This window comes from Paraburkholderia metrosideri, assembly GCF_904848625.1.
Lineage (GTDB): Bacteria > Pseudomonadota > Gammaproteobacteria > Burkholderiales > Burkholderiaceae > Paraburkholderia > Paraburkholderia metrosideri.
Window position 1 is genome coordinate 88,502 of record NZ_CAJHCP010000014.1, and the last position, 16,564, is coordinate 105,065.

Consider the following 16,564-nt stretch of genomic DNA (forward strand, 5'->3'; position numbering starts at 1 on the left):
CGGAGAGCTCCCATGCTGTTGATTGAATGCCCATGGTGCGGCCCCCGCGCCGAAACCGAATTTTCCTGCGGTGGCGAAGCGGACATCGCGCGCCCGCTCGACACCGAAAAGCTCACCGACAAGGAATGGGGCGACTACCTGTTCATGCGCAAGAACCCGCGCGGTGTGCAGCGCGAACAATGGCTGCATACGCAAGGCTGCCGCCGCTGGTTCAAGGCGCAGCGCGATACGGTGAGCTATGAGATCCAGGGCTACGAGACGTTCGAGCGTCCGCTGCTTGCAATGGATAACAACGAAGTTCAGGCAAAAGAGGGCAAAGCATCATGAGCCAGAAAGACCGACTCGCGAGCGGTGGACGCATCAACCGCGCTATTGCGCTGAGCTTCACGTTCAACGGCGTCAAATATCAGGGCTATCAGGGCGACACGCTGGCGTCGGCATTGCTCGCGAATGGCGTGCATTTTGTCGCGCGTAGCTGGAAATATCACCGCCCGCGCGGCATCGTCACGGCGGGTGTCGAAGAGCCGAATGCGGTCGTGCAACTCGAAACGGGCGCGTACACGGTACCGAACGCACGCGCAACCGAAGTCGAGTTGTATCAGGGGCTCGTCGCGACCAGCGTGAATGCGAAGCCGAGCATCGAGAAGGACCGCATGGCGGTCAACCAGAAAATTGCGCGTTTCATCCCTGCGGGCTTTTACTACAAGACCTTCATGTGGCCGCGCAAATTCTGGCCGAAGTATGAAGAAGTGATCCGCGATGCAGCCGGTCTCGGCAAGGCGCCTGAGCACACCGATGCGGACCGCTATGACAAATGCTTTGCTCACTGCGACGTGCTGGTGGTCGGCGGGGGCCCGACCGGTCTCGCGGCTGCGCATGCTGCCGCACTGTCGGGCGCGCGTGTGACGCTGGTCGACGATCAGCCGGAACTCGGCGGCTCATTGCTGTCGTGCCGCGCGGAGATCGACGGCAGGCCCGCACTGCAATGGGTGCAGAAGATCGAAGACGAATTGCGGCAGATGCCCGACGTAAAGATCCTGTGCCGCAGCACCGCGTTCGGCTATCAGGACCACAATCTCGTGACCGTGACGCAGCGGCTGACCGAACACCTGCCGGTATCGCAGCGCAAGGGCACGCGCGAACTGATGTGGAAAATCCGCGCCAAACGGGTGATTCTCGCGACGGGTGCGCACGAACGGCCCATCGTGTTCGGTAATAACGATCTGCCTGGTGTGATGCTGGCGTCGGCGGTATCGACCTATCTGCATCGCTATGCGGTGCTGCCGGGTCGCAATGCAGTGGTGTTCACGAACAATGACGACGGCTATCAGTGCGCGCTAGATCTGAAAGCAGCCGGTGCACAGGTGACGGTGATCGATCCGCGTGCGACTGAATCGAAGGGCACTTTGCCGGCACTCGCGCGCCGTCACGGTGTGAAAGTGATCTACGGTGTGGTGATTACCGCGGCGCACGGCAAATTGCGCGTCGCTTCAGTCGAGCTAGCGCCGTATTCGAACGGACAGATCGGTGCAAAGCAGGGGGAGGTGTCCTGCGATCTGCTCGCCATGTCGGGCGGCTGGAGTCCCGTGCTGCATCTGTTCGCGCAGTCGGGCGGCAAGGCGCATTGGCATGACGAAAAGGCGTGCTTTGTGCCTGGCAAGGCGATGCAGCCGGAAACGAGCGTCGGCGCATGTTCGGGCGACTTCACGCTGGGACAGGGCATCCGCTTCGCAGTCGATGCAGGCGTCGAAGCTGCCCGCGCGGCGGGTTACATCGTCGCCCGGCCGAATCCGGTCCAGGTGGCAGAGATGACTGAAGCGAAGATGCAACCGCTATGGCTGGTCGGCGGACGGGAACTGGCCGCGCGCGGGCCGAAGCAATTCGTCGATTTCCAGAACGACGTGTCGGCGGCGGATATCTTTCTCGCGGCGCGCGAAGGTTTCGAGTCGGTCGAACACGTGAAGCGCTACACGGCGATGGGCTTCGGCACCGACCAGGGCAAGCTCGGCAATATCAACGGGATGGCGATTCTCGCGCAGGCGCTCGGCAAAACAATTCCCGAAACCGGCACGACGACTTTCCGGCCCAACTACACACCGGTCACGTTCGGTACTTTTGCGGGCCGCGAACTGGGCGAGTTTCTCGATCCGGTGCGCAAGACGGCAGTCCACGAATGGCACGTCGAAAACGGCGCAGCGTTCGAAGATGTCGGCAACTGGAAGCGTCCGTGGTATTACCCGAGAGCGGGCGAGGACATGCACGCAGCGGTGGCGCGCGAATCGCTGGCGGTGCGTGAAAGCGTCGGCATTCTCGACGCATCGACGCTTGGCAAGATCGACATTCAGGGCCCCGATTCCGCAAAGTTGCTGAACTGGGTCTATACGAATCCGTGGAGCAAGCTGGAGATCGGCAAGTGCCGCTACGGTCTGATGCTCGACGAAAACGGCATGATCTTCGACGACGGCGTGACGGTGCGTCTCGCCGACCAGCACTACATGATGACCACCACCACCGGCGGCGCCGCACGCGTGCTCACGTGGCTCGAACGCTGGTTGCAGACGGAATGGCCGGATATGCGCGTGCGTCTCGCGTCGGTCACCGATCATTGGGCGACGTTCGCCGTGGTCGGGCCGAACAGCCGCAAGGTATTGCAGAAGCTCTGCCACGATATCGACTTCGCAAACGCCGCGTTTCCGTTCATGAGCTATCGCGAAGGCACGGTAGCGGGCGCCGCGTCGCGCGTGATGCGCATCAGTTTCTCGGGCGAACTCGCGTATGAAGTGAACGTGCCGGCGAACGTCGGTCGCGCGGTATGGGAAGCGCTGATGGCCGCAGGCGCGGAATACGACATCACGCCGTACGGCACCGAAACCATGCACGTGCTGCGCGCGGAAAAGGGCTACATCATTGTCGGCCAGGATACCGATGGCTCGATGACGCCGTACGACCTCGGCATGGGCGGCCTTGTCGCGAAGTCGAAAGACTTTCTCGGCAAGCGCTCGTTGACCCGTTCCGACACGGCGAAGGCAGGGCGCAAGCAACTGGTCGGGTTACTGTCCGATGACCCGTCGTTGGTGATACCCGAAGGCTCGCAGATCGTCGCCGGTCCATTCCAGGGCGAGACGGCGGCGATGCTCGGGCACGTCACGTCGAGCTACTACAGCCCGATCCTGAAGCGCTCGATTGCGATGGCAGTCGTCAAAGGCGGTCTCGACAAGATCGGTGAAACGGTCACGATTCCGCTTTCCAGCGGCAAACAGATTGCCGCCAAGGTTACCAGCTCGGTGTTCTATGACAGCGAAGGAGCACGTCAACATGTGGAATGAAACAGGGGGCACGGTGTCGATGGTGGATCGCGCTGTCGGCAAGCCAACGGGCGTGTGGCAGGAGTCGCCTCTGGTGGGTGCGCACGCGCTGCTGAAGAAGCATCAGGCGACCACGTCGGCGGTATTCCGATTGAGCGAGCGGCCATTTCTGGAACTGGTGAATCTGCGTGGCGATACCCGCGACGCGGCATTCATGCAGGCAGTGGAAAGTGTGATCGGGTGCCGGCCGCCCGAGAAGGCGAACACATTCACTCGTGGCAATGGGTATGACATGCTGTGGCTCGGTCCCGACGAATGGCTGGTTCGCTCGGCGTTAGCGCATGACGCCACGCAGAGTGCGCCATTGCAGGCGAAACTGGGTACTGCGTTTGCAGGGGTATTTGCGTCGGCGGCGGATGTCGGCAGCGGTTATACGGTGCTTGAAATCAGCGGCTCGCGCGTGCGAGAGGTCCTGGCGCGCGGGTGTCCGCTGGACCTGCATCCCAAACTGTTCGGCGACGGACAATGCGCGCAGAGCCATTATTTCAAGGCATCGATGACTTTGTTGCCCACCGGCGCGAATAGCTTCGAGATCGTCATACGCCGCAGTTTCGCGGATTATTTCGTGAAGATCATGCTCGACGCAGCTGAACCATTAATGCCGTAATGCAATGCGAGCGGTATTCATCGATATCGCTCGCACTATCTTCTTCTCCTTCGACGCTCTCCGCCCGACATGACGTCAACTCGCGTGGCCACCGCGCGTCTCACCGAGCGCGCATGCCACGAAGGCGATGCCGATGCGGCACTCGCGTTGCTCGATCAGAGCATCGTGCTGCGGCATCGCCGGATTGCTCTCATCCGCTATTTGCTTGCGCAACAACTCGGTGCGCCGCTTCAGGTGCGACATCACGAATACGTTGAAAAGATCGCTGCTCATTTGAGTGCGGAGACGCTCGCGCGCATTGCCGGCGCCGCGCGTGCGCGACTGCATCCATAGTGCCGGGTAGCCGATAGCGGGAGGTAGGAAACGACGCCCCCGTTCCATCCCGATGACGTATTTCTTCTATGTGGCCGATTTATGTCGGCGTCTACTGAAAACACTGGAAACACCGATCGGAATATCTACGCGGCCGACGCCGCATTGACGAGGGGATTCTATGTCTACCGCTTTTCAGCCTCGCGCGAGCGCTGCCGCCCGACTCGAACGACTACCGTTCTCCGGTTATCACCGGACCCTCTTCGTGATCATCGCGATTGCGTTCTTCTTCGATTCCGTCGACCTCGGTACGATGACTTTCGTGCTCGGTTCGATCAGGACCGAGTTTCATCTGTCCACGGCGACGGCGGGACTTGTCGCCAGTGCGAGTTTTTTCGGCATGGTGATCGGCGCGGCAATCGCGGGCTTACTCGCTGATCGCTTTGGACGTCGGCCGGTTTTCCAGTGGAGCATGGTGTTATGGGGGCTCGCGTCGTATCTGTGCTCGACCGCGCACAGCGTTGAAGCGCTGATTTTCTATCGCGTGCTGCTGGGCTTCGGCATGGGGATGGAGTTTCCGATTGCACAGACGTTGTTGTCCGAATTCGTGCCGGCCGCATCACGCGGACGGGTGATCGCATTGATGGACGGCTTCTGGCCACTCGGGTTTATCGCGTCAGGTGTGGTGTCGTATTTCGTATTGCCGGCTTTCGGCTGGCGCACCGAATTCGCGCTGCTCGCGATTCCCGCTGTATTCGTGCTGATCGTTCGCCGGGTGGTGCCGGAATCGCCGCGTTGGCTCGAACATCGCGGGCGTCACGACGAAGCCGACAGAATTCTCGCCGACATCGAAGTCAAGGTCATGCGCTCAGCCGGCCTGAGCCAGTTGCGCGCGCCGGCGATGCTCGTCGAGCCGGCCGCGGCGAAGGGCGCTGGCGCGTTCGGCGAAATCTGGAGCATCGCGTACCGGCGTCGCACGATCATGGTGTGGACGCTGTGGTTCTTCGCGCTGCTCGGCTTTTACGGACTGACTTCCTGGCTCGGCGCATTGATGCAGCAAGCGGGCTTTGCGGTAACGAAATCCGTGCTGTACACCGTGCTGATTTCGCTTGGCGGAATTCCAGGCTTTGTCTGCGCAGCCTGGCTGGTTGAACGCTGGGGACGCAAGCCAACGTGTATCGCGTCGCTCGCGGGGAGCGCGGTGATGGCGTACGTCTATGGTCAGACTGCGCTGCACGCACAAACGCCGACGCTGCTGATCTGCGCGGGGCTGGCCATGCAGTTCTTCCTGTTCGCGATGTGGGCGGTGCTGTACACGTATACGCCGGAGCTGTATGGAACCGGCGCACGGGCAACGGGATCGGGATTTGCATCGGCGATAGGTCGCGTGGGGTCGCTGATCGGACCGTATGTGGTCGGTGTCGTTTTACCGATATTCGGTCAGGGCGGCGTATTCTCGCTCGGCGCAATGTGCTTTGTGATTGCGGCGGCGGCTGTGTGGATACTCGGCATCGAGACCCGGGGGCTGGCGCTTGAGACGCTGGTGTCCGAGGCAGTCGAAACGGACGCGCATGGGCTGTTGAGTCCCGCGCGGGAATAGAGGGCGTTACGTTTTCAATCTGAGCGAGGTGCAATCGACCGATTGCACCTCGTATTAGCGGCCTGAACCTGAAGGCCTCAATGTCCGCGCTGAGCCAGCTCCGTCAGGATCTGATAAGCGACCTTCACGCGATCCTCATTCGGCAGGTTCTTGTTCGCCAGCATCACAATGCCGATCCGTTTCTCCGGAACGAACGCAACGTAAGCACCGAATCCGTTGGTTGAGCCTGTCTTATTGATCCATACGTCTTGCGCCGGCGCCTGCGGCGGCTTGATTTCGACAGCGGGGGTCGCGTTGAGAACCATTGCCGGGCCATTGCCTTCCAGCAATGTATTCAGCGCGACCGGATACGGGTACTGCTCCCAGATCAGATCCTGAGTCAGCACGCCCGCGTTGAAGTAGCCCGTATGGGTGGCGGTGATCGCCCGCTGGAATTTACCGTCGACCCTGATCAGATTCATGTTCGCGGCGACGAAGCGCAGCATGTCGGCGGCGGTCGTCTTGATGCCATACGCTTCAGCGGATAACACGCCCGGCGCCACACGGATTGGCGAATCGTCCTTTTTATAGCCTTGCGCGTAATCCGCCATTCTCGCGGCGGGAACATCGATAAAGGTGTTTTTCATGCCAAGCGCGGGAAACACGCGCTGCTCCATCAGCGGAGTAAATTCCTGCTTCATGCTTTTTGCGGCGATCAGGCCGAGTGTGCCAATGCCGGGATTCGCATAGGTACGGTAAGTGCCCGGCGCATAGGTGGGTTTCCAGGCGCTGAAGTACTGCATCAACTGATCGTTATCGTGGATGTCGTCTGGAACCTGAAGCGGAAGCCCGCCGGGCGTGTGCGTGCCCAGATTGAGAAGGCTGACGTTGCCAAACGGCGTTCCGCGCAGCGACGGCAGGTATTTGGCCGTTGGGTCCGACAGCGACAGATCGCCGTTGATCTCTGCATACGAAGCCAGTGTCGCCGTCAACGTCTTGCTGACCGAGCCGACTTCGAACAGCGTATTTTGCGCGACCGGCTTGCCGGTTTCTCTCGACGCGACGCCATAGTTGAACACGTGCGGTTGGCCTTCGGAGATCACGCCGATGGCCATGCCGGCAATGTGATATTTCGCCATCACAGGCTGGATGGCGGCGTCCACGACGGGTTTGAGCCGGTCTTCCGTGTGGTCGGCCGCGTGGCCGATGAGCGGCGTCGCGCATAGCGAAAAGATAGCAGTCGCCATGAGGCTGAGCGCTTTTAACTTCATTTGCGGCGGTTCCTTGAATGTCGGTCGCAGGGTGATGAGGGTGCACTATCGGGCTTTTGCGGCGAGCCGACAATCGAGGATAACTTGAGAGAGGGAAAAGAAAAACTTATGGGACGACGGAGCGAGTCCGTCGTCGTGTCGGGTGAGTGACAAAGATGGCGCGGCTAGAACCGCAGTAGCTGCCGTGCACAACGCATGGCGCAGCCAACCAATCCAGGCTCGCTCAAATCGTCACCGCGTCACGTTTTCTCGACGCGATGCCATCTGCGACGAAGTACGGCGTATCGACCCGCGCCAACGCTTCACGCCCGCGAATCCGGTCGGCGATCTTTTCGGCGAGCATGATGGTCGGCGCATTCAGATTGCCCGTCGTAATCGTCGGCATGATCGACGCATCGACCACGCGCAGCCCTTCCATGCCATGCACGCGGCCTTCGTTATCGACCACGGCCATGTCGTCATAACCCATCTTGCACGAACACGACGGATGAAACGCGGTTTCCGCACGCATCCGCACGAACGTGTCGAGTTGTTCGTCGGAGGTCAACTCCGCGCCGGGATTCAACTCACGGCCGCGATAACGGTCCAGTGCCGGCTGACGCATGATCTCGCGTGTGATGCGAATGCCGTCGCGGAACTCGCGCCAGTCGAGTGGATCGGCCATGTAGTTGAACAGGATGCTCGGGTGCGCATCCGGATCGCGCGACGTGAGCTTCACACGGCCACGGCTCGGCGAGCGCATCGAGCCGACATGCGCCTGGAAGCCATGCATTCTGATCGCATTCGAGCCGTTGTAATTGATCGCGACCGGCAGAAAGTGATACTGGAGGTTCGGCCACAGATCGTCGTCGCGGGTGCGGATAAAGCCGCCCGCTTCGAACTGGTTGCTGGCGCCGATACCGGTGCCGTTGAGCATCCATTCGAGTCCGATGGAGGGTTGATTCCACCATTGCAAAGCCGGGTAGAGCGACACCGGCTCCTTGCATTCGTACTGGATATACATCTCCAGATGATCCTGAAGATTTTCACCGACACCCGGCAGATCGTGAACGAGCGGCACGCCCAGTTCGCGCAGCCAGCTCGAACGTCCCACACCGGAGCGCTGCAATAGTTGCGGCGAAGCAATCGCGCCGCTGCACACCAGCACTTCGCGGCGCGCGTGCGCATTCACGGTCTGCCCATGATGCGAATACGCGACGCCAGTCGCACGTTTTCCGGAGCACACGACGCGCTCGCTCAACGCATGCGTGACGATGGTCAGATTAGGCCGTGCTTTCGCGCGATCCAGATAACCACGCGCAGTACTCGAGCGCCGGCCATTGGCCGTCACCGTGCGATCCATCGGACCGAATCCTTCCTGCTGGTAACCGTTCAGATCGTCGGTGCGCGGAAAGCCCGCTTGCACACCCGCTTCGACCATCGCGGCAAACAACGGGTTATTGCCGGGCTTGCTGGTGGTGACATGCACCGGGCCATCGCCACCGTGATAGGGGTTCGCACCCACGTCGCGGGTTTCGGCCTTGCGGAAATACGGCAGACAATCCAGATAGCTCCAGTTCTCCAGACCTGGATTGTTGGCCCAGCCATCGTAGTCGAGCGCATTGCCGCGGATGTAGCACATGCCGTTGATCAGCGACGATCCGCCGAGCCCCTTGCCGCGCCCGCATTCCATGCGGCGATGGTTCATATGCGGCTCGGGGTCTGTTTCATACGCCCAGTTATAGCGGCGTCCCTGCAGCGGATACGCGAGCGCGGCGGGCATCTGCGTGCGGAAGTCGAAACGGTAATCGGGGCCGCCCGCTTCGAGCAGCAGCACGGTCACATCCGCCTCTTCGGTCAGACGCGACGCGAGCACGTTGCCCGCCGAACCCGCGCCCACGATGATGTAGTCGTATTCGTTCGAAGCCATCGTCACCGCTCCTTAAAACACCGGTTGATACGGACCGAGTTCGACCTGCACGGACTTGATGCGGGTGTAATGCTCCAGCGTGGTGATGCCGTTTTCGCGGCCCACACCCGATTGCTTATAGCCGCCCACCGGCATTTCCGCTGGCGATTCGCCCCAGGTATTGATCCAGCAAATGCCGGCTTCCAGTCGATGAATCACGCGATGCGCTCGCGCCAGGTTTTCAGTGACAACGCCCGCCGCGAGGCCGAAAGCAGTGCGGTTCGCGCGTGCGATTGCCTCGTCTTCATCGTCGAAAACAAGGATGCTCATCACGGGACCGAAGATTTCTTCGCGCACGATGCGCATGTCGTCGTGGCACCCGGTGAAGATAGTGGGTTCGACGTATTGGCCTCGCGCGAAATGGCCGTCAGTGAGGCGCTTGCCGCCCGCGATCAAACGCGCGCCGTCCTGCAAACCGCTTTCTATATAGCCGAGCACCTTCTGCAATTGCGCGGCGCTGACGAGTGGGCCGAAGTTGGTGTTCGCGTCAGTGGGCGAGCCTGCGCGGATGCGCTTCACCCGTGCGAGCACTAGTGCTTCGAAGCGCTCCAGCACGCTGCGCTGCACGAATACTCGGGTACCGTTGGTGCAGACCTGGCCGGAGCTGAAGAAGTTGGCGCTCATCGCGATGTCGGCGGCGCGTTCCAGGTTGGCGTCGTCGAACACGAGCAACGGGGATTTGCCGCCGAGTTCCATCGTCACTTCTTTCAGCGACGATGCACCCGCGAGCGACATCACCTTCTTGCCCGTTTCGACGCCACCCGTGAAAGAGATTTTCTCGATGTCGGGATGCGATGCGAGCAGGGCGCCCACCCGGCCATCACCTTGCACGACGTTGAACACGCCTGCCGGAACGCCGGCTTCGGTATAAATCTCAGCGAGTTTCAACGCGGACAGCGGGGTGATTTCGCTCGGCTTGAAGATCATCGCATTGCCCGCTGCGAGCGCGGGCGCGGACTTCCAGCATGCGATCTGGATCGGGTAATTCCATGCGCCGATGCCCGCGCACACACCGAGCGGCTCGCGCCGCGTATAGACAAACGAAGAAGGACGCAGCGGGATCTGCTGACCTTCAATCGCGGTAGCCAGTCCCGCGTAATACTCGATGACGTCGGCACCGGTGACGATATCCACCGCCTGGGTTTCGGCAATGGGCTTGCCGGTATCGCGCGTTTCCAGCGCGGCGAGTTCGTCGTTGCGCTCACGCAGCAGATCGACCGCGCGCCGCAGAATGCGCGAGCGTTGCATCGCGCTCAGCGCGGCCCATGCGCGCTGACCGGTTTGCGCCGCTTGCACCGCGCGATCCACGTCGGCTGCCGACGCCTGTTGCACGCTCGCAAGCGTCTCGCCGGTAGCGGGGTCGAGCGTGTCGAACGTTTCTCCGCTGGTCGCGTTGACGTAAGCGCCGCCGATGTACAACCGTTGCGTTGCGAATACCGCCATGACCTGCTCCTTTTAGAAAATGCCGTCTGCCTGGTTGCGTGCGGCCAGCATCAGATCGATATATTCGTTGGCGACGCGTAGCGCCGCTTTGGTGTCGAACGGTTCGCCCGATAACGCGCCGCGCAACCATAAGCCGTCGATCAGCGCCGCCAGTCCGCTCGCTGCGCGGCGAGCCGCCGCACGCGGCAATGCCTTTGAAAAATCCGCGCACAGGTTCGAATTCAGCCGACGCGTGTTTACGTTTTGCAAGCGCCGAAGCGGTGGCTTGTGCATGCTCTCGGTCCAGAACGCGAGCCAGGTTTTCATCACCGGCGCACTGGTTTGTCCCGCATCGAAATTCGCGGCGACGACCGCGCGCAGTTTCGAGCGCGGGTCTGCTCTCGCGGCGCGACGGCGGCTCGACGTGGCTTGCCACAAGTCGCGCAGGATGTGACGCATGGTGGCTTCGAGCAAGCCGTCCTTGTCGCCGAAATAGTGGCTGACGATGCCCGTCGAAATGCTCGCGCGCTGGGCGACCGAGGCCAGCGTGGCACCGGCGAGACCGGTCTGGTCGATCGTGAGCAACGTGGCATCGATCAGTTGCGCGCGGCGGATTTCGCGCATTCCTAGTTTGGGCATGGTGCGGACGATGGCAGATGAACACGGGGTGAAACTGGCAGTGAAGCCGGCAGTGAAAGCCGATGGTAGTTTTTTTATATTGAACGGTCAATCAATAAAAAAATGTCGCGATGACGATCAACACGCGTTTGTCGGTTCCAGCCAAACCCATGTCGCGTTCGCTACACGTGCTTTGTTTCAGCGGGCGCTACGCTCGTTGGACGGCGTGCCGCGCAGGGTTTCGATGACGCAAACGCGTTCGGTGACGCCGCTCACAAGACATGGAGACAGACAAATGAGCAGCAATCGCGGCGTCGTGTATCTCGGGCAAGGCAAGGTGGAAGTGCAGTCAATCGATTATCCGAAGATGGTCGATCCACGCGGCCGCTCGATCGGTCACGGCGTGATCCTGAAAGTGGTCAGCACGAATATTTGCGGCTCCGACCAGCACATGGTGCGCGGCCGCACGACCGCTGAGGTCGGGCTCGTGCTCGGGCATGAAATTACCGGTGAAGTCATCGAGGTAGGCCGCGATGTCGAAACGCTGAAAGTCGGCGATCTCGTGTCGGTGCCGTTCAATGTGGCGTGCGGACGCTGTCCGACCTGTAAGGCGCAGCATACCGGCGTCTGCCTGAACGTGAATCCGTCGCGAGCGGGCGGCGCGTACGGTTATGTGGATATGGGCGGCTGGATCGGCGGCCAGGCCGAATACGTGCTGGTTCCGTATGCGGATTTCAATCTGCTGAAATTCCCCGACCGTGCGCAAGCGATGGCGAAAATCCGCGACCTGACGTGCTTGTCCGACATTCTGCCGACCGGTTATCACGGCGCGGTGATGGCCGGCGTCAAGCCGGGTGCGACGGTTTATATCGCCGGCGCGGGCCCGGTGGGGATGGCCGCGGCGGCGTCCGCACGCCTGCTCGGCGCGGCCTGCACGATTGTCGGCGACATGAATGAGGAACGGCTTGCGCATGCGCGCAAGATGGGCTTCCAGACCATCGATCTGTCGAAAGACGCGACGCTCGGTGAGCAGATCGAACAGATTCTTGGCAAGCCGGAGGTAGATTGCGCGGTGGACTGCGTCGGCTTCGAAGCACACGGCCACGGTAGCAGCGGTTCGCACGAAGAAGCGCCGGCCACGGTCCTGAATTCGCTGATGGAAATCACGCGGGCCGCAGGCGCGATCGGCATTCCGGGGCTTTATGTCACCGACGACCCAGGCGCGGCCGATGCGGCCGCCCGCAAAGGCAGCTTGAGCATCCGCTTCGGGCTTGGCTGGGCCAAGTCGCACTCATTCCATACCGGACAGACGCCGGTGATGAAGTACAACCACAATCTGATGCAGGCGATCTTGTGGGACCGTTTGCCGATTGCCGACATCGTCAACGTCACGGTGGTGTCGCTCGATGAAGCGCCGGAAGGTTATCGTCAGTTCGACGGCGGCGCACCGCGCAAGTTTGTGATTGATCCGCATGGCTTGCTGAAGGCGGCTTGATGGTTGCTCAGTGAATGTGCGAGGCCGCGCACGCGGGATGGCGTGCGCGGCCTCTTACTGAAGGTCAGGAAAGTGGGTCGACGAAAAAACCGCGTTGAACGTCAAGCCGTTCGACGCGTTTTTGTCGTGCGTGCAGCAAGCAGCCTTAACCGGTCGTCAAGCCGCCATCACGGGCACAGCCGCCAGCGACGGCGCCTGCTTGCGCCGTTCGCGCGTCGGCGCCGTACCGAACGCGTCGCGATAGCTCTTCGAGAAGTGGCAAGCCGACTGAAAGCCGCAAGCCATCGTGATATGCATGATCGACATATCGGTTTGCAGCAGTAATTCACGCGCCCGTCGCAGACGCAGCGTCAGATAGTAATGCGTGGGCGTCATTCCCAGATGTTCGCGGAACAGCCGCTGCAACTGCCGTTGCGACATACCCGCCAGGCGCGCGAGTTCTTCGCGCGACAACGGCTCTTCGATGTTGTTCTCCATCAGCGAGATCACTTCGAACAGCGACTTGTTGGCCGACCCAAGCCGCGCGACCAGCGGCATTTTTTGTTGCGCGCTGGTGTCGCGCACATGTTCGACGATGAACTGCTCGGCGATCTGCGTGACACGTGCGGTGCCGACGCGCGGCGCGATCAGGTTCAGCATCATGTCGAGGGGTGCGACGCCGCCGGTGCAGGTCACGCGATCGCGATCCACGACGAAGAGTTCTTTCAGGAAGCGCGTTTCAGGAAACTCCTCTTTCAGCGCCGACATGTTCTCCCAGTGAATCGCGCACGCATAACCGGCCAGCAGGCCCGCGCGCGCCAATGCGTACGTGCCGGTGCACAGACTGCCCAGTACGCTGCCAAGACGCGCAAAGCGGCGCAATGCAGTGAGATGAGCCGGGGTGGTGGCACGCTGCACGTCGATGCCGCCCACCACGAAAACGATGTCCGGCTGACCGATGCTTTCGACCGGTCCGGTGTCGACCGCAAGCCCGTTGCTCGCTGTTACCGGGCCGCCGTCGGGACTCACAATCGACCAGCGATAAAGCGTTTGTCCTGTCAGGTAATTCGCCATACGCAGGACTTCGATGGCGTTGGTAAACGCGATCATCGTGAAGTTCGGTAACGGCATGAATGCGAAATGCGACAACGACGCCGTGCGATCGGTGGACATGGGGGAAATGATTCCTTCGAATCTGTTATGTCGCGTCGCCGTGGGGAGCAGCGACTCCTGCAATTCTGAGGACCAGCGCAACTACCGTGCCATCAGGCTAAACCCTCGGTTGTTCGCAGAACCCGTCGGATAGCTAAACAGACGGCACCAGAACGGAGCCGCAAAAGGCCCGCAGCGCACCCGAACAGCGCATCGACGGTCAGCCGCAGTGCAGCAAACGCTTCATGCTTTTGATCGGCTGACGGGGCGTGCGGACACGCCGCATTCACACCGACTTGTCGAAAAAGGACGCCTATGGCGGAAAAGGCAAAGAACGCGTCTGAATTCGTAAATTGACGCGCAGGGCGAACGTCAAGAATAGACGCAATGCAGACCGGTGGCGGCAGTGTGCAAGCAGCGTGCAAATGGTATGCACGCGGCACACAGACAGCGGCTTCCGGCCTTTCCGTCAATGACCCCACGGACCTTCCATGTCGAACCCGAATCCTTTTTTCGAAGAATCGCTGGCTACGCGTGATACGGCAGTGCGCGGCGCAATTTTAAAAGAACTCGAGCGCCAGCAGTCGCAAGTCGAGTTGATCGCGTCGGAAAACATCGTGTCGCGTGCGGTGCTCGAAGCGCAAGGCTCGGTGCTGACCAACAAGTATGCGGAAGGCTACCCGGGCAAGCGTTACTACGGCGGTTGCGAATATGCGGATGTAATCGAAACGCTGGCGATCGATCGTATCAAGCAGTTGTTTAACGCGAAGTTCGCCAACGTGCAGCCGCATTCCGGCGCGCAGGCAAACGGTGCGGTGATGCTGGCGCTGGTCAAGCCCGGCGACACGGTGCTCGGCATGTCGCTCGATGCGGGCGGCCATCTGACCCACGGCGCGAAGCCTGCGATGTCGGGCAAGTGGTTCAACGCGGTCCAATACGGCGTGCGTCGCGACACGATGCTGATCGACTATGCACAGATTGAAGAGCTTGCGCAGCAGCACAAACCGGCATTGTTGATCGCGGGCTTCTCGGCTTATCCGCGTGAACTGGATTTTGCCCGGCTGCGCGCGATTGCCGACAGCGTTGGCGCCAAACTGATGGTCGATATGGCGCATATCGCCGGGATCATCGCGGCCGGGCGTCATACGAATCCGCTCGAGCATGCGCATGTGGTGACATCGACCACGCATAAAACCTTGCGCGGTCCGCGCGGCGGCTTTGTGCTGACGAATGACGAGGACATTGCAAAGAAGATCAATTCAGCGGTATTCCCGGGACTGCAGGGCGGTCCGTTGATGCACGTCATAGCGGGTAAGGCGGTCGCGTTCGGCGAGGCGCTGCAACCGGGTTTCAAAACCTATATCGACAATGTGCTCGCCAATGCAAAGGCACTCGGCGAAGTACTGAAAGCGGGCGGTGTCGATCTGGTGACGGGCGGCACCGACAATCATCTGCTGCTGGTCGATCTGCGGCCCAAGGGCCTGAAGGGCAATCAGGTCGAGCAGGCGCTGGAACGCGCGGGCATCACCTGCAATAAGAACGGCATTCCGTTCGATACAGAAAAACCCACGGTCACCTCCGGCATTCGTCTGGGCACGCCGGCGGGCACCACGCGCGGTTTCGGTGTGAGCGAATTCCGCGAAATCGGCCGGCTGATCGTCGACGTGTTCGACGCGCTGCGCGATCACCCGGACGGCCATGCTGCCACCGAACAACGCGTGCGCCGCGAGATTTTCGCGCTGTGCGAACGCTTTCCGATTTACTGATCACGCGACTATTCACTTACCAAGCACGCCTGGAGCAAACGATGAGTACTTTGCACGACAACAGCATCATCATCGACGGTCTGAACATTTCGAAGTTCGAGCGCTCGGTGTTCGAAGATATGCGCAAGGGCGGCGTGACCGCGGTGAACTGCACGGTGTCGGTGTGGGAAAGCTTTCAGAAGACCGTCGACAACATCGCCGAGATGAAGCAGCAGATTCGCGAATATGGCGAAATCCTCACGCTCGTGCGCACGACCGACGACATTCTGCGCGCGAAGAAAGAGAACAAGACCGGCATAATTTTTGGCTTCCAGAACGCCCATGCGTTCGAGGACAACCTGGGCTATATCGAGGCCTTCAAAGACCTCGGCGTGAACGTCGTGCAACTTTGCTACAACACGCAGAACCTGGTAGGCACCGGTTGCTACGAGCGCGACGGCGGCCTGTCCGGATACGGCCGCGAGGTGATTCAGGAAATGAACCGCGTCGGCATCATGGTGGATCTCTCGCATGTTGGCGGCAAGACTTCTTCTGAAGCCATTGCGGCATCGAACAAGCCGGTTTGCTACTCGCATTGCTGTCCGTCCGGTTTGAAAGAACATCCGCGCAACAAGAGCGATGAGCAATTGAAAGAGATTGCCGATGCCGGCGGTTTTGTCGGCGTGACGATGTTCGCGCCGTTCCTGAAGCGCGGGCCGGATGCGACGGTCGACGACTACATCGAAGCAATCGAATACGTCGTGAACCTGATCGGCGACGACCAGGTGGGTATCGGCACCGACTTCACGCAAGGCTATAGCACTGAATTCTTCGACTGGATCACGCACGACAAAGGCCGTTATCGTCAGTTGACGAATTTCGGCAAGGTCGTGAATCCCGAAGGCATCCGCACGATTGGCGAGTTTCCGAACCTGACGGCCGCGATGGAGCGCGCTGGCTGGAGCGAATCGCGCATCAAAAAGATCATGGGTGAGAACTGGGTTCGGGTGTTCGGTGAAGTCTGGAAAGTCTGATCTTTCGTCACTCACCCCCTAAATAAAAAGCGAGCCT

13 protein-coding genes are annotated in these 16,564 nt (G+C 60.7%); 8 read left to right on the plus strand and 5 right to left on the minus strand.

The features are described from left to right. Positions 1-12: 12 nt before the first annotated feature. The 5 genes from LMG28727_RS27505 to LMG28727_RS27525 all read left to right on the plus strand — a co-directional run bounded on the left by LMG28727_RS27505 (position 13) and on the right by LMG28727_RS27525 (position 5,884). Positions 13-327: a sarcosine oxidase subunit delta gene (locus LMG28727_RS27505; RefSeq protein ID WP_201645476.1), complete on the plus strand. Its 315-nt coding sequence runs from the start codon at positions 13-15 to the stop codon at positions 325-327. Continuing rightward, positions 324-3,326 carry a sarcosine oxidase subunit alpha family protein gene (locus LMG28727_RS27510; protein WP_201645477.1) on the plus strand — a complete coding sequence of 1,001 codons (3,003 nt, stop codon included), beginning with the start codon at positions 324-326 and terminating at the stop codon, positions 3,324-3,326. The genes LMG28727_RS27505 and LMG28727_RS27510 overlap by 4 nt, the downstream gene beginning before the upstream one ends. Continuing rightward, the gene (locus LMG28727_RS27515) at positions 3,316-3,972 is read left to right on the plus strand and encodes a sarcosine oxidase subunit gamma (RefSeq protein WP_201645478.1); all 657 of its coding nucleotides are present in this window, start codon (positions 3,316-3,318) and stop codon (positions 3,970-3,972) included. Before LMG28727_RS27510 ends, LMG28727_RS27515 begins: the two co-directional genes overlap by 11 nt. Positions 3,973-4,041: 69 nt before the next feature. Beyond that, positions 4,042-4,305, plus strand: coding sequence for a hypothetical protein (locus LMG28727_RS27520; protein ID WP_201645479.1), 264 nt, complete (start codon positions 4,042-4,044; stop codon positions 4,303-4,305). A 160-nt stretch (positions 4,306-4,465) separates the two neighbouring features. After that, complete coding sequence (locus LMG28727_RS27525; protein WP_201645480.1) at positions 4,466-5,884, plus strand: MFS transporter; 1,419 nt, start codon at positions 4,466-4,468, stop codon at positions 5,882-5,884. 77 nt (positions 5,885-5,961) lie between these two features. Here the strand turns inward: LMG28727_RS27525 and ampC are convergent, their stop codons facing one another. The 4 genes from ampC to betI form a co-directional block, all read right to left on the minus strand. Beyond that, complete coding sequence (gene ampC, locus LMG28727_RS27530; protein WP_201645481.1) at positions 5,962-7,134, minus strand: class C beta-lactamase; 1,173 nt, start codon at positions 7,132-7,134, stop codon at positions 5,962-5,964. 223 nt (positions 7,135-7,357) lie between these two features. Continuing rightward, on the minus strand, positions 7,358-9,043 hold the full coding sequence (betA, locus tag LMG28727_RS27535) for a choline dehydrogenase (RefSeq protein WP_201645482.1): 1,686 nt from the start codon (positions 9,041-9,043) through the stop codon (positions 7,358-7,360). A 12-nt stretch (positions 9,044-9,055) separates the two neighbouring features. Next, positions 9,056-10,525, minus strand: a complete 1,470-nt coding sequence (betB, locus tag LMG28727_RS27540; RefSeq protein ID WP_201645483.1) for a betaine-aldehyde dehydrogenase — start codon at positions 10,523-10,525, stop codon at positions 9,056-9,058. A gap of 12 nt (positions 10,526-10,537) precedes the next feature. Further along, positions 10,538-11,143 carry a transcriptional regulator BetI gene (gene betI / locus LMG28727_RS27545; RefSeq protein ID WP_201645484.1) on the minus strand — a complete coding sequence of 202 codons (606 nt, stop codon included), beginning with the start codon at positions 11,141-11,143 and terminating at the stop codon, positions 10,538-10,540. Between the two features lie 274 nt (positions 11,144-11,417). Here betI and fdhA point away from each other — a divergent pair, with 274 nt between their 5' ends. Next, positions 11,418-12,617, plus strand: coding sequence for a formaldehyde dehydrogenase, glutathione-independent (fdhA, locus tag LMG28727_RS27550; RefSeq protein WP_201645485.1), 1,200 nt, complete (start codon positions 11,418-11,420; stop codon positions 12,615-12,617). 156 nt (positions 12,618-12,773) lie between these two features. On the opposite strand, the gene LMG28727_RS27555 is transcribed toward fdhA, so the two are convergent. Then, positions 12,774-13,769 carry a GlxA family transcriptional regulator gene (locus LMG28727_RS27555; RefSeq protein WP_201645486.1) on the minus strand — a complete coding sequence of 332 codons (996 nt, stop codon included), beginning with the start codon at positions 13,767-13,769 and terminating at the stop codon, positions 12,774-12,776. Positions 13,770-14,239: 470 nt separating this feature from the next. Between LMG28727_RS27555 and LMG28727_RS27560 the strand changes: the two genes are divergently transcribed. Then, positions 14,240-15,514, plus strand: a complete 1,275-nt coding sequence (locus LMG28727_RS27560) for a serine hydroxymethyltransferase (protein ID WP_201645487.1) — start codon at positions 14,240-14,242, stop codon at positions 15,512-15,514. 41 nt (positions 15,515-15,555) lie between these two features. Then, positions 15,556-16,527 carry a dipeptidase gene (locus LMG28727_RS27565; protein ID WP_201645488.1) on the plus strand — a complete coding sequence of 324 codons (972 nt, stop codon included), beginning with the start codon at positions 15,556-15,558 and terminating at the stop codon, positions 16,525-16,527. The last annotated feature ends 37 nt before the right edge of the window (positions 16,528-16,564 follow it).

What these genes read in the sequence shown, in the direction of transcription:
- LMG28727_RS27505 (WP_201645476.1), top strand. Translation starts at nt 13, where the DNA reads ATGCTGTTGATTGAATGCCCATGGTGCGGCCCCCGCGCCGAAACCGAA.
- LMG28727_RS27520 (WP_201645479.1), top strand. Translation starts at nt 4,042, where the DNA reads ATGACGTCAACTCGCGTGGCCACCGCGCGTCTCACCGAGCGCGCATGC.
- LMG28727_RS27565 (WP_201645488.1), top strand. Translation starts at nt 15,556, where the DNA reads ATGAGTACTTTGCACGACAACAGCATCATCATCGACGGTCTGAACATT.
- LMG28727_RS27515 (WP_201645478.1), top strand. Translation starts at nt 3,316, where the DNA reads ATGTGGAATGAAACAGGGGGCACGGTGTCGATGGTGGATCGCGCTGTC.
- ampC (WP_201645481.1), bottom strand. Translation starts at nt 7,134, where the DNA reads ATGAAGTTAAAAGCGCTCAGCCTCATGGCGACTGCTATCTTTTCGCTA.
- LMG28727_RS27525 (WP_201645480.1), top strand. Translation starts at nt 4,466, where the DNA reads ATGTCTACCGCTTTTCAGCCTCGCGCGAGCGCTGCCGCCCGACTCGAA.
- betB (WP_201645483.1), bottom strand. Translation starts at nt 10,525, where the DNA reads ATGGCGGTATTCGCAACGCAACGGTTGTACATCGGCGGCGCTTACGTC.
- LMG28727_RS27560 (WP_201645487.1), top strand. Translation starts at nt 14,240, where the DNA reads ATGTCGAACCCGAATCCTTTTTTCGAAGAATCGCTGGCTACGCGTGAT.
- LMG28727_RS27555 (WP_201645486.1), bottom strand. Translation starts at nt 13,769, where the DNA reads ATGTCCACCGATCGCACGGCGTCGTTGTCGCATTTCGCATTCATGCCG.
- LMG28727_RS27510 (WP_201645477.1), top strand. Translation starts at nt 324, where the DNA reads ATGAGCCAGAAAGACCGACTCGCGAGCGGTGGACGCATCAACCGCGCT.
- fdhA (WP_201645485.1), top strand. Translation starts at nt 11,418, where the DNA reads ATGAGCAGCAATCGCGGCGTCGTGTATCTCGGGCAAGGCAAGGTGGAA.
- betI (WP_201645484.1), bottom strand. Translation starts at nt 11,143, where the DNA reads ATGCCCAAACTAGGAATGCGCGAAATCCGCCGCGCGCAACTGATCGAT.
- betA (WP_201645482.1), bottom strand. Translation starts at nt 9,043, where the DNA reads ATGGCTTCGAACGAATACGACTACATCATCGTGGGCGCGGGTTCGGCG.